The following is a 13228-nucleotide window of genomic DNA, read 5'->3' as shown; positions in this document are numbered from 1 at the left end:
TACCTTTGCGCCAAATGAAAAAGATAGTAGATTACAGAAAGCTTTTGAACGTAGATAAAACGGCCGAGCTTGCAGCGCTTAAGTCAGTTTACCGCACGATGATGAAAGAGTTCCATCCTGACAAATTCCAGGTTGAAGAGGAGAAATTAGCGGCAGAGGCAAGAAGTAAAGAAATTATAGAAGCTTACCATTTCCTGGTTAGTATTGCACCAGAAACACGTGAGCAAAACATTGAGACTTACACACAAACGATTACAAACTCTAATATTTTAGATTTTGAATACAAACAATCTGTTTTAAATATCCAGTTTTTTGATGGAAGTGCTTATGAGTATTTTGATGTGCCAAGAGCAATTTACATCAAATTAGTTAATGCAGATTCTCCGGGTCGTTTTGCCCGTCGTCATATCTGTAATTCGTTTCCATATCGTAACGTAGTTAAAGTTGCAGAACCTGCATAGTTTAACATTGAAATAGAATGAAAGACTCGCTGAAAGGCGGGTCTTTTTTATTTTGTTTTAAATTTCTCGCCCAGCGAGTGACTTTTTATAGCAATTTGCTTGGTATTCATCGCCATTGGTTTCAACCAAGGGCATGAGATGAATGATTCAGATAGCGATTGTTTTAAAAGTGCTTAATAAGTCTGTAGTGTTTTGGGATCTCTATCACAATAACTTTAAATAAGCTTCTATTTTTGTACACTTAGGCCACCTATTCTATATTCGAAATTAAATTCCGCCGTTATTTATCAAACACCAAGCAAACCGGCGCACCTACGTCAATTCTTTTTCCACTATCCGTTAATTTACCTGTTTTAACGTCTCTGTTAAAAATTACGACGTTATTGGTATACTGGTGACCAACTAAAAGAAATTTACCAGTCGGGTCTATCGTAAAGTTTCTAGGTCCTTTGCCTAAGGTACCTAAGGTTTCAACAAATTGTAGCTTACCTGTCGGAAGAATAGCAAAGGTTGAAATGCTATTTGCATCGCCACGGTTGGTTTCATAAAGAAACTTTCCATCGTCAGAAACATGAATATCAGCTGCATCTACAGTGCCATTAAAATCCTTTGGCGTGGTACCAATTTCCTGTATTTTGGTGAGTGTACCATCCTTATAGTCAAAAGCAGTAATGCTGCCATTAAATTCATGAACAAGGTAGGCAAACTTTCCATTCGGACTAAAAACAATGTGACGTGGACCTGTTCCTGCATTGGTTTTAATCACTGACTTTTCTATGAGTGTTTGATTCTTTCCTGTTGGATTATAATTGTAAACGTAAGTCTGATCTTCTCCTAAGTTATTAACGACTAAATGTTTATGGTCTGGAGTAAACTTTACCATATGTACATGCGCGCTATTTTGTCTGCCTTTAGGATCTATACTTTTTCCTGTGTGTTTGATCACTTGAACAGCTTCACTTAAAGATCCATCAGCATTGCGTGAAAATACAGCTAAACTACCGCCAGAATAATTTGCCACTAAAACATTTTTGGCATCAACAGTAATAAAACACGGATCGGCACCATGACTGTCAACTTTGTTTATAAATGTTAATGCCCCTGACTTTGCTTCATATTTAAAAGCAGTAACCGTACTCTTATCTCCCGTTTCATTTACAGCATAAGCATATTTTTTGTCGGGGGAAATGGCCAGATAACTTGGGTTTGGAATGCCTTTGGTAATGTTTTTTAAGCTGGTATTCCCATTGGCAACGTCGAAATCATAAGTATAGATTCCTTCGCTTTTACCTGGAGCGGTGTAAGTGCCGATGATGAGATTGTAATTGGTTTTTTGGGCGATTGCAATTGTTGATAGTAACGACATTAAGAATATTCCAATATATTTTTTCATACGATGATCTTCTTTTTGAACAAATATGATAAAAATTTGTTGAGGCAAATGTCAAATATTTTCTGGAGAGCAACATTTACTAAATTCAAGAAGGTAAAATGAGCGGGGAATCCAATGTTCTAACTCCTAAATCACCTATTGGATAGCAAGGAAAAAGGCAACCTTTCGATTGCCTTTTTTATTATTTTATTAAGTGTTTAATCTGGATCAATTCATGATCTTCCAGATAACGCCATCTACCACGAGGTAAATCTTTCTTCGTTAAATTGCCATAAACAACCCGGTCTAATTTTTCTACATTATATCCTAAATGTTCGAAAATACGACGAACAATTCTGTTTTTACCACTGTGAATCTGAATTCCGATTTCTTTCTTAGTTCCACCAGCTACATAAGAAATGTTATCTGGTTTAATTAATCCATCTTCCAGCTCTAAACCAAAGGCAATTTTATTTAAATCACCTTGTGATAAAGATTTATCCAGTTCAATATTGTAAATTTTAGTGATTCCGTTTTTTGGATGAGATAGTTTATCTGCCAACTCACCATCATTTGTCATCAATAACAATCCAGTTGTGTTACGATCTAAACGGCCTACCGGATAAATACGTTCGCGACTCGCTTTATCAACCAATTGCATCACGGTACGACGTTCTTGTGGGTCATCCGTAGTGGTAATGTAGTCTTTTGGTTTGTTTAATAAAACGTAAACTTTCTTTTCACGTTTAAGCAACTCGCCATTATAACGAACTAAATCTTTTGAGGGATCCACTTTATGTCCCAATTCAGTAACGGCTTCACCATTTACTGAAACCACACCTGCTGCAATTAACTCATCGGCTTTACGGCGAGAGCAGATTCCAGCATTAGAAATATATCTGTTCAGGCGAATTAAGCCTTTATCTTCATTTGTTTTACGGGCAGGAGCGATTACGGTACGTTCCGGACGGTTAAATTCTGTGTCTCTTGGTTGCGTTTCTTCGCGTTTTCTAAACGGACGGGAATCGCCTTCTCTTGGTTCTCTAGGTTTTACATCTCTTGAGCTTCCAGCACTTGGCTTGAAATCGTCTGTTCTGCCACCTCTTGATTTGTAATCTTTATATCCGCCTTCTCTCGGTTTAAAATCTCTCGAATCTCCATCCTTAGATTTGAAATCGCGTTCTCCTGTTCTAGGTTTATAGTCTCTTGCTCCACCTTCTCTAGGTTTGAAATCTCTGTCGCCAGTTCTAGGTTTGAAGTCTCTCGATCCGCCATCTTTAGATTTGAAATCTCTGTCACCTGTTCTGGGTTTATAATCTCTTGATCCACCATCTTTTGATTTGAAATCACGGTCTCCGGTTCTGGGTTTATAATCTCTTGATCCGCCATCTTTTGATTTGAAATCTCTGTCTCCGGTTCTAGGTTTATAATCTCTTGATCCGCCTTCTCTCGGTTTGTAACTGCGTTCTTCTTTAGCGCCAGTATCTTTGGATTTGAACTCACGATCTCCAAATTTGAAACTTTGAGGTTCTGCATCTTTCGATTTGAAATCACGTCCGCCTGTTCTTGGTCTTGAATCTTTTCTGTCGCTAAATGATTTTGATTTAAAATCTTTGCCTTCTGAACTTCTAGGTCTGAAGTTGTCTTTAGAATCGGATGATTTTTTGAATTTATCGTCTCTGTCGTCTGATCTTTTTCTGTCAGATCCGGCCGAACTACTTCTGCCATCAGTGTTCCGGCTACCCGGTTTGGACTTGTCATCCCGACTGTTCCTGTTGTTTTTATTTATCATGATACGCTTTTAACCGCATCCTGAAATGCGGGTTGCAAATTTATGAAAAATTGGTGAATATTACAATGTTGAGAAGCGGAAAACTATAATAAAAAAATAGCCTCTAATATAGAAAAAATAGCTTGATTTTGGAAATTTAAAATCCACGTTTTAAGCGGTTTAGGGCATGGTTTTGGGGTGTATTTATGTAACTATTTGATAATGTGCTTATTATTTTTTAGCTTTGCCGACGTTTTTATATAAGTTCACCAAAAAAAGGAGGAAGATGTTAAAGAAACACATCGTACCATTTGCGGTAGTGGCAACACTATTTATCATGGCTAAAGTGTTCGCTTACCAAATGCCCTTAGCACAAAAAAGTCTTTTAAAAGAAGAAAAATTACATATTACAATACCCAAAACTGATAGCCTCAAGGTTGAAAAAGAGGAAAAGCCTCAATCTTTAATGGCTCAGTTGAATTTTGCAGATGAAACTTTGCCTTTAGGCGATAAAAAAGTGGAACGCAAAATGAAAAAAATCCTTGCCGCTCATAGCTATGGCAGTACGCAAACAAATCGTTTGCATAAAAAGGCAAAAGAATGGTTTCCTGTTATAGAGCCGATTCTTGCCGCCTATGGAATTCCCAATGATTTCAAGTATTTGGCTTTGGTTGAATCCGGAATGGCGGGCGGAGTGTCTCCAAAAGGTGCAGCCGGAATCTGGCAATTTATGCCTGGTACGGCACGCTCTTACGGTTTGAAGGTAAACGGAAGAGTTGATGAGCGCTATAATTTACGCAAATCTACTGTTGCGGCCTGCAAATACATTAAAGAGATGTATAAAGGTTTAGAAAGCTGGACCCTTGTTGCTGCGGCATACAATGTAGGTGATGGCCGTTTACGCAAACAAATAACCAATCAAAATCAGGATAATTATTATAAAATGAAGCTGAACCAGGAAACTGGCCGCTACGTTTATAAAGTGATTTCCATGAAACAGATTGTAGAACATCCGAAACGCTACGGATATGAAAAAAAGCGTGTGTTATTGGCCTACAACGCCGAATAATATAGGTAAGATAAAGACAAGCATTTGGTAAGACGCTCCGATTTTTGAATCGGGGCGTTTTTTTTTGGGAAAATGATTTCATAGATGGTTTGATTCCACACTGAATCGCTGACTAGTGAAGTAATGGTTTTTTTGCCACGGAAGCACAGATCGCACGGAATTATTTTTTCTCACCGCCTAAACACCTAACCATCTAAACTTCTAACCCACTAACCCAAATTCATCTTTTTGCCAAATACCAATGAACTAATAAATTTTTTGCCACGGAAACACAGATCGCACGGAATTATTTTTTCTAACCACCTAACCATTTAATCCACTAACCCAAATTCATCTTATTGCCCAACTACCAATGAACTAATAATTTTTTTGCCACGGAAGCACAGATCGCACGGAATGTTTTTCTAACCATCTAAACTTCTAACCTGCTAACCCAAATTCATCTTATAGTTTAACTACGAATAATTTTTTTGCCACGGAAGTACAGATTGCACAGAATGTTTTTCTAACCGCCTAACCACCTAACCCACTAACCCAATAACCCAAATTCATCTTATTGCCCTTTTATCAATGAACTAATAATTTTTTTGCCACGGAAACACAGATCGCACGGAATTATTTTTTCTAACCACCTAACCCTATAACCTTCTAAACCACTAACCTCTCTAATTAAAATATTTCCCATCGGTCAAACACCACTGGTTGGCGGTTGTTTCTCCTAAAGACTAAAGACTAAAGACTAAAGACTAAAGACTAAAGACTAAAGACTAAAGACTTTCCAACTCAAATTCTTTTCTTTGCAATATGTTCAGACTTCGAATCAATAAAATGATTAATCAACCGGGAGACAATATTACTTTTCAATTTGAAGAGGTTGACTCACCATATCCAACTTATTTGGCAGGTCAGTTTGTATCGTTGGTTTTTGAAGGAAAGAATAGGGAGGTTCGAAGATCCTATTCATTTAACAGCTCCCCGGATGTAGATGAGCCTTTAGCTATTACGGTTAAGCGGGTAGAAAATGGAGAGATTTCCAGGTTTCTTCACCATAAAACGGCCACTGGCGATATTTTATTCGCGCAGGAGCCACAAGGCTTATTCAGTTATTTGCCTGAAGAAAATTTAGCGAGAGATCTTTTTCTCTTTGCTGCGGGAGTGGGGATCACACCCTTATTTTCCATCTTAAAAACGGCTTTGGTTCGTGAGCGGAAATCGCTGATTACGCTTATCTACAGCAATCGGTCGATGGAAGATGCCTTGTTTTATAATGAACTGCTGGAGTGGCAAGCCCGGTATCCGGAACGATTAAAAATTGTTTGGATCTTTAGTAACAGTAAAAATTTAATGACGGCCAGGCTGAATAAGTTTTATATTGAAAAGTTACTGAAAGAAAATTTACATTTCGCCCGTGAAAATGCACTGTTCTACACCTGCGGACCTATTATATATATGGATTTGTGCAGAATCACCTTATTAGGAATGGGTTTCGACCTCAAACAGATTAAAAGAGAAACATTCGTACTACCAGAAGATGAGGTGGATGAAGATGATAGCTCGGAAAAAGTGGTAGACAAAAGTACCTATTCGGTTATTTTAAACTTTAATGGAGAAATTTACAATCTGGCAGTTCCCTGGCCAAAACGGATTTTAGATGTTGCGCTTGAAAATAAAATCAAGTTACCCTATAGCTGCAGGGGAGGGGTTTGCAGTACTTGTGTGGCCAATTGTACCAAAGGTAATGTGCGTATGGATTACAATGAAGTGCTTACAGACGATGAGATTGAAAGAGGAAGAGTTTTAGTTTGTACTGGGCACCCAACAGAAAATGGAACAACGATTGAGTGGTAAAATTGAAGTAGATATTCGTCCTGAACCAATAATTAGCGACAGTTGACTAATATCTGTTGCTTAAATATTCATCAGCAGGCATAATTGGGATTGTTCAATGCTTAAAATCTTTGCCCTTTCTGGAATTGATAATATTGCAGTTAGCACGCATCGCTGTAAAATATTGGACTTTATTCTGATCGGCAGTTAGCGCATTTAAATAATTCTCTATTAACCTGGATAAGCTTAATTTTTTATCGGAAGCATATAACTTGGCCCGCTCGATAATTTCTTGATTGAGCTTTAATGTTAATTTCGTATCCATAACTAAAAATCTATACGTACAGACATATGGATTTGGGACGCAACTATTCAAGGCTAGCAAATAAAATTAAAGTGTTATCTGAAATTGTATTAATTCACCAACGAATATATCTCCCGTTGTAAAACTATCATCTCCTAACTAACGTTTATATGGTATGATGAAAACGCTGTTAACACTTGCCCTATCTTTTCTTAGTTTTCATCTTCTGGCGCAAGATTCGCTAACCATCAGACGAGAATTTGCCAATAAGGAATATGTAAATCTATATAAGGAAAATTCAGATTTTTCTTACACGGCGCCAGCAGGAGAGTTAGGTGCACCATCTAAATACGTCATTAACGGACGTTTAACTACCACTTATATGCTATTAGGTAGTTATAAATCGCCAATAGCATTTTCAATAATTCCTGATTTTACAGTGCGGGTTCGAAATGAAGCTTCTGCTGGTGTGCGTACACCGAGTTACCGTTTAGGCTTTGCTGCATATGCGCGGTTAAATCCAGATCCCGATCGTTATCAATACGCAGAACTGGCATTTACCCATCATTCCAACGGACAGGATCAAAGTGCACTCAATCTGGATGGAACGATAAATACGCTTACTGGAAATTTCAATGCCAACTATTTAACAGCTTCCTATCGGTTTGGTCATTCGTCACCTGTGGTTGAAAATGGAAGTTATTATTCATTTAATCAACGTGTGGGTTTTCAATGGCACAAGTTTTTCAGATATGAGCCTGCATTGGATTTAGGCTTTGGTTTTACCAGAGTGCTTTATAATTTCTCCTGGCGGAAATATGATCAGATCGAAAGAAATGCAACAAATAAAGCGAAAGTTAAAACCGAGAAAGAAACCTGGCGTTTAAATACTGAAGTTTCTTATGCCGTGAATAAAATCCCGGCGAAGAATTTTATAAATGTGGGGAAGCGTTTAAATGCAGAAGTAAATTTTAATTATAGCTTCCCATTTATGAATAATGTGTTTTTAATGGCGGCAGTTGGCTATTATGGAGAGGATAATTACAATATTTATTTTCAGGATCATTATGGTTATATGCGATTTGGTTTTTCTTCCGGTTTCCTTCGAAATCGGCGCCGACATTATGACAATTAATCCTTAATACAGATTGAATTACACTTTCTTTTTGATAAAATTTTTAGCAATTTTGCAGATTGGAATTCAGCCTTGTTTTTTGCCAAAATTCCATCCAATTTTCAATAATATATGAGCAACAAATCTATCGACCTTGGCGAGCAGAAAGAAGTAGAAGTTTACGGAGCAAGGGTACATAATTTAAAAAATATTGATGTAAGTTTTCCCCGAAACCAACTGGTGGTCATTACTGGTTTAAGTGGTAGCGGAAAATCTTCTTTGGCTTTTGATACCATATATGCAGAAGGTCAGCGCCGCTACATGGAAACTTTTAGCGCTTACAGTCGCCAGTTTATGGGTGGTATGGAACGCCCGGATGTAGATAAGGTTTCTGGTTTGAGCCCGGTAATTGCCATTGAACAAAAAACAACAAGCAAGAATCCACGCTCTACGGTAGGTACCATCACCGAGATTTACGATTTTATGCGGTTGCTTTATGCCCGGGTAGCCGATGCCTTCTCTTATAATACAGGAGAGAAGATGGAGCGCATGAGTGAAGATCAGATTTTGCAAAACATCTTCAATAAATTTGATGGCATGGCCGTGAATATCCTGGCGCCAGTGGTTAAGGGAAGAAAAGGGCATTACCGCGAACTGTTTGAGCAAATCCGTAAGCAAGGTTACGTAAAGGTTCGGGTAGATGGTGAGATTAAAGACATCACCGCCAAAATGCAGGTAGACCGCTATAAAATTCATGATATTGAAGTAGTGATCGATCGCCTGATTGTAGATGATAAAGATAGAAAACGCCTGTTAGATTCTGTTCAAACGGCGATGAAGATGGGTAAAGGCGTAATTAAAATCAGCGATAAGGATAATCATGTTGCCCACTTTAGTAAATTTTTGATGTGCCCAACTACGGGTATTTCTTATGATGAGCCACAACCCAATAGCTTTTCGTTTAACTCTCCGTATGGGGCATGCGATCGTTGTGATGGTTTAGGTTATATATTCGTGGTAGATAAGGAATCGGTGATTCCAAATCCTAAATTGAGTATTTTAAATGGTGGCCTAGCGCCACTTGGCGAATACCGCGACATCTGGATGTTTCAGGTATTAAAATCACTGGCTAAAAAATATGCCTTCTCCCTATCTACACCAATAGAAAAGTTAAGTGATGAGGTCATTAACATCATTTTAAATGGCTCGCCAGATTTAATTAAGGTAGAAGTAGAATATAATAAGTGGAATGTGCAGAATTACAACATCACCTTTGATGGGATCATCAAGATGTTGGAAGAGCAGAATGAAAAGCGAAGCGAATCTGCATCTGATGATATGGATGCTTTCCGTAAGTTAAAAACTTGTCCGGAGTGCCATGGTGCCCGTTTAAAAAAAGAAAGTCTCCATTTTAAGGTTGATGGAAAAAATATCTTCGAGCTTTCCTCAATGGATATCAACAACCTGTTTAAATGGTTTGAGCATGTTGATGAGCGTCTTTCAGATCGCCAGAACATCATTGCAAAAGAGATTTTAAAGGAGATTAAGGCAAGAATCGGTTTCCTTACGGATGTAGGTTTAACCTATTTAACTTTGGATAGAACTGCACGTACACTGTCTGGTGGTGAGGCGCAGAGAATTCGTTTGGCTACCCAGATTGGTTCTCAGCTGATGAATGTGATGTATATTCTGGATGAACCTAGTATTGGTTTGCACCAGCGTGATAACGAACGTTTGATTAATGCACTAAAAAATCTGAGAGATTTAGGCAATACCGTTTTGGTGGTAGAACATGATAAAGACATGATTTTAGAAGCCGATTGGGTAATTGATGTAGGGCCTGGTGCGGGAATTCACGGCGGAACGGTAGTGGCGGAAGGAACGGCTGCACAGATTTTGAAATCGAAAACCTTAACTGCGGCATATTTAAACGGAGATAAGAAAATTGAAACTCCGAAAGTTCGGAGAGCTGGAAACGGACATAAACTTTCTATCATCAAAGCCACTGGTCACAACTTAAAAGAAGTTTCTGTTGATTTCCCTTTGGGAAAATTCATCGCGGTTACCGGCGTTTCAGGATCTGGAAAATCAAGTTTAATTACGGAGACTTTGTATCCAATCTTAAATCATCATTTCTTCAGGGCGAAGAAAACGCCGCTTCCGTATGAGAAGATAAGTGGATTAAAGGAAATTGATAAAGTTATTGAGATTGATCAGGCACCAATTGGTAGAACACCACGTTCTAATCCATCTACTTATACAGGTGTTTTCTCAGATATTAGAAACCTTTTTGTACAATTACCAGAGGCGAAGATTCGGGGTTATAAACCGGGTCGTTTTTCTTTTAACGTGAAAGGTGGAAGGTGCGAAACCTGTCAGGGAGCAGGATTGAAGGTAATTGAAATGAATTTTTTGCCAGATGTTCAGGTGCCATGTGAAGAATGTGGTGGTAAAAGATACAACCGAGAAACACTGGAGGTTCGCTTCCGCGGAAAATCGATCAGCGATGTGTTGGATATGAGTATCGAAGATGCCTGCGTTTTCTTCGAAAACATTCCAATCATTTACCGGAAAATTAAAACGTTGAAAGACGTTGGTTTAGGTTATATCACGTTAGGTCAGTCGTCTGTTACTTTATCAGGTGGTGAGGCGCAACGGGTGAAATTAGCTACCGAACTTTCAAAAAAGGATACTGGAAAAACCTTTTATATTTTAGATGAACCAACCACCGGACTTCATTTTGAAGATATTAACGTGCTTTTAGGCGTGTTGCAGGAATTGGTAGAAAAAGGAAATACGATTTTGGTAATCGAACATAATTTAGATGTGGTCAAAGTGGCCGATTGGGTAATTGATTTGGGTGAAGAAGGAGGAGCCGGCGGCGGAAGAATCCTTTTTGAAGGTACACCCGAAGGTTTAATTCAGAACCCGATCAGCTTAACCGGTAAATTCTTAAAAAAGGAGATGGAATTTGATTCCCAGTTAGGTAGTCAAAAGGCTGAAGAGAAGAAACCGAAAAAAGCAAAAATTGAGAAGAAATAGTTAGACTGTAGTCTTGCTACTAAACAATCGCTACCTGATACTCGCTACCTGATACTTAATACTCACTACTCATTACCTGATACCCACTACCTAAAACTAAATACTCACTAAAAAAATGATTTTCACCGATACCCATACCCATTTATATTACGAGCAGGATGCCGAAAAGCAAGCGCAACTAATGGAGCGATGTTTTGAAAACGACGTTAACCGTTTGTTCCTGCCCAATGTTGATGTAAAATCAATTGAAATGATTGATGATCTGGTGAAAAAGTATCCTGAAAACTGTTTTGCAATGGCGGGCTTGCATCCTTGTGATGTAAAAGAGGATTATCTTGCGGTATTGGAGGAAATATATAACAGCATATCCGGAAGAAAGATTTATGCCATTGGTGAGATCGGGATTGATTTATATTGGGATAAAACCACCTTGGAATTTCAGCAAGATGCCTTTCGTAAGCAATTTGGCTGGGCTAAAGATTTAGGCTTACCAATAGTTATCCATTGTCGTGAGGCTTTCAATGAAGTATTTGAAGTATTAGAAAGTGAAAGAGATGAAAAGCTTCGTGGAATTTTCCATTGCTTTACCGGAAACGTGGAGCAGGCCAAACAAGCCATCGATCTAAATTTTCATTTAGGAATTGGTGGTGTAGTCACCTATAAAAAAGCTGGATTAGATTTAGTTTTGAGTGAAATTCCTTTACATAACCTGGTATTAGAAACAGATTCACCCTACCTGGCCCCCGTGCCCTTTCGAGGAAAGCCGAATGAAAGCAGTTATTTGATTTATATTGCTCAAAAGCTGTCAGACATTTACGGCGTTTCAGTGGAAGAAATTGCAAACGTGACCACAGAAAATTCTAAAACAATTTTCGGAGTTTAAGACATTAGTGATTGTTTTTTAGAATGTCAACATCGAAACGGCGGTTAGAGAATTCTAATATGGTCTTAAACGTTCTTTTAACATTTATTATTAAAATGGTAATTAAATAAATCGAAATAGCCATTTTACCTGATTTTTATCATTTATTAGCCCGATAAAATTAAATTCTTTTAGTTTCTTTGTGAGGAGCAACCAAACCAACCAAATGACTAAAATTCTAATAATTTATACCGGTGGAACCATCGGTATGGTGAATGATCCGAATAACGGGATGTTAATTCCTTTTAATTTTGAGCAGATTAAAGAAAATGTGCCCGAACTAAGTCGGCTGGATTATGAACTGGATGTCCATTCCTTCAATCCGGTTTTGGATTCCTCAAATATGGATCCGGAGATCTGGAAAACTTTAGCAGAGTTGATCTACAATCGATATGATTTTTATGATGGTTTTGTGATTCTCCATGGGTCAGATACGATGGCCTTTACGGCTTCAGCATTGAGCTTTATGCTCGAAGATCTTGGCAAAGCCGTAATATTAACAGGTTCACAACTACCAATTGGAGAAATTAGAACAGATGCCAAAGAGAATCTAATTACTGCTTTGGAAATAGCAGCAACAAAAGAAAATGGTAAGTCCCTCTTTCCGGAAGTTTGTATCTATTTTGATTCGCAGTTGTTTCGTGGAAACCGCTCTATAAAATACAACAGTGAAAAGTTTGAGGCTTTCCGGTCGCCAAATTATCCCGTGCTTGCTGAAGCAGGTGTACACATGCAGTTTAATACAAACTATGTGATGAAAGCACCAAAAGATAAGTTAACCTTACATACTAAGTTCAATTCCAATATTGGTGTGCTCAAGTTATATCCAGGTATCACCCCACAAGCGGTAACGGCCATAACAGACTCAAAGGTTGATGCCATCATTCTGGAGGCATTCGGTTCTGGCAATACCACAACGGCTCAATGGTTCTTGGATGCACTTCGTCAAGCTATTCTAAGTGGAAAAATTATTATTGATATCTCTCAATGTAAAAAAGGTTCCGTTCACTTAGGTAGGTATGAAACCAGTCGGGAATTGCTTAAAATGGGTATTATTAGTGGTTACGACCTTACCTTCGAATCTGCAGTAACCAAATTGATGTTCGTTCTTGGGCTTGGTTTACCACTCGAACAAAGCCGCAAGCTAATGGACGAATCTTTACGTGGAGAGCTAACAAAAGATTAACACTTAAACTTATTAGGCATTTTAAACCTGAGAGGTTTATTGGTACACAGCCAGCCAGCTTTGTTAATAAGTAAAACTTCTGCAATTATGACTGTGATCATTTTGGTTATAATTATTTAGCGCTATTTTTGATGCAAGATACTTGATCCTCACTATTCGA

10 protein-coding genes are annotated in these 13228 nt (G+C 38.2%); 7 read left to right on the top strand and 3 right to left on the bottom strand.

What is annotated here, in order from left to right; genetic code table 11:
- The first annotated feature begins 14 nt into the window (after window positions 1-14).
- Entirely contained in the window at window positions 15-461 is a 447-nt protein-coding gene (locus tag SOM16_RS01155; protein WP_154281500.1) for a KTSC domain-containing protein, read from the top strand.
- 280 nt (window positions 462-741) lie between these two features.
- Here SOM16_RS01155 and SOM16_RS01150 read toward each other — a convergent pair whose 3' ends face one another.
- Both SOM16_RS01150 and SOM16_RS01145 read right to left on the bottom strand, forming a co-directional pair.
- On the bottom strand, window positions 742-1854 hold the full coding sequence (locus SOM16_RS01150) for a lactonase family protein (protein WP_320462150.1): 1113 nt from the start codon (window positions 1852-1854) through the stop codon (window positions 742-744).
- A gap of 181 nt (window positions 1855-2035) precedes the next feature.
- On the bottom strand, window positions 2036-3625 hold the full coding sequence (locus SOM16_RS01145) for a pseudouridine synthase (RefSeq protein ID WP_320462149.1): 1590 nt from the start codon (window positions 3623-3625) through the stop codon (window positions 2036-2038).
- A 265-nt stretch (window positions 3626-3890) separates the two neighbouring features.
- Between SOM16_RS01145 and SOM16_RS01140 the strand changes: the two genes are divergently transcribed.
- Both SOM16_RS01140 and SOM16_RS01135 read left to right on the top strand, forming a co-directional pair.
- Window positions 3891-4673: a lytic transglycosylase domain-containing protein gene (locus SOM16_RS01140; RefSeq protein ID WP_320462148.1), complete on the top strand. Its 783-nt coding sequence runs from the start codon at window positions 3891-3893 to the stop codon at window positions 4671-4673.
- Window positions 4674-5477: 804 nt separating this feature from the next.
- Window positions 5478-6521 (top strand): ferredoxin--NADP reductase, encoded by a 1044-nt coding sequence (locus SOM16_RS01135; protein WP_320462147.1) that lies wholly within the window; start codon window positions 5478-5480, stop codon window positions 6519-6521.
- Between the two features lie 94 nt (window positions 6522-6615).
- On the opposite strand, the gene SOM16_RS01130 is transcribed toward SOM16_RS01135, so the two are convergent.
- Window positions 6616-6825 (bottom strand): DUF6364 family protein, encoded by a 210-nt coding sequence (locus tag SOM16_RS01130; RefSeq protein WP_320462146.1) that lies wholly within the window; start codon window positions 6823-6825, stop codon window positions 6616-6618.
- Between the two features lie 154 nt (window positions 6826-6979).
- Between SOM16_RS01130 and SOM16_RS01125 the strand changes: the two genes are divergently transcribed.
- From SOM16_RS01125 to SOM16_RS01110, 4 genes are all read left to right on the top strand, one after another.
- On the top strand, window positions 6980-7939 hold the full coding sequence (locus SOM16_RS01125) for a hypothetical protein (protein WP_320462145.1): 960 nt from the start codon (window positions 6980-6982) through the stop codon (window positions 7937-7939).
- A 111-nt stretch (window positions 7940-8050) separates the two neighbouring features.
- Entirely contained in the window at window positions 8051-10960 is a 2910-nt protein-coding gene (uvrA, locus tag SOM16_RS01120) for an excinuclease ABC subunit UvrA (protein WP_320462144.1), read from the top strand.
- 115 nt (window positions 10961-11075) lie between these two features.
- Window positions 11076-11843, top strand: a complete 768-nt coding sequence (locus SOM16_RS01115) for a TatD family hydrolase (RefSeq protein ID WP_320462143.1) — start codon at window positions 11076-11078, stop codon at window positions 11841-11843.
- Between the two features lie 205 nt (window positions 11844-12048).
- On the top strand, window positions 12049-13068 hold the full coding sequence (locus tag SOM16_RS01110) for a type I asparaginase (protein ID WP_320462142.1): 1020 nt from the start codon (window positions 12049-12051) through the stop codon (window positions 13066-13068).
- Window positions 13069-13228 lie beyond the last annotated feature (160 nt).

It is taken from the genome of Pedobacter sp. CFBP9032, assembly GCF_034045265.1.
Taxonomy (GTDB): Bacteria; Bacteroidota; Bacteroidia; order Sphingobacteriales; family Sphingobacteriaceae; genus Pedobacter.
Note: the sequence above shows the minus strand (reverse complement) of the source record. Positions and strands in the feature narration are given on the sequence as shown.

Coding starts and splice junctions, on each gene's coding strand:
- SOM16_RS01155 (WP_154281500.1), top strand. CDS start 15: ATGAAAAAGATAGTAGATTACAGAAAGCTTTTGAACGTAGATAAAACG.
- SOM16_RS01150 (WP_320462150.1), bottom strand. CDS start 1,854: ATGAAAAAATATATTGGAATATTCTTAATGTCGTTACTATCAACAATT.
- SOM16_RS01145 (WP_320462149.1), bottom strand. CDS start 3,625: ATGATAAATAAAAACAACAGGAACAGTCGGGATGACAAGTCCAAACCG.
- SOM16_RS01140 (WP_320462148.1), top strand. CDS start 3,891: ATGTTAAAGAAACACATCGTACCATTTGCGGTAGTGGCAACACTATTT.
- SOM16_RS01135 (WP_320462147.1), top strand. CDS start 5,478: ATGTTCAGACTTCGAATCAATAAAATGATTAATCAACCGGGAGACAAT.
- SOM16_RS01130 (WP_320462146.1), bottom strand. CDS start 6,825: ATGGATACGAAATTAACATTAAAGCTCAATCAAGAAATTATCGAGCGG.
- SOM16_RS01125 (WP_320462145.1), top strand. CDS start 6,980: ATGATGAAAACGCTGTTAACACTTGCCCTATCTTTTCTTAGTTTTCAT.
- uvrA (WP_320462144.1), top strand. CDS start 8,051: ATGAGCAACAAATCTATCGACCTTGGCGAGCAGAAAGAAGTAGAAGTT.
- SOM16_RS01115 (WP_320462143.1), top strand. CDS start 11,076: ATGATTTTCACCGATACCCATACCCATTTATATTACGAGCAGGATGCC.
- SOM16_RS01110 (WP_320462142.1), top strand. CDS start 12,049: ATGACTAAAATTCTAATAATTTATACCGGTGGAACCATCGGTATGGTG.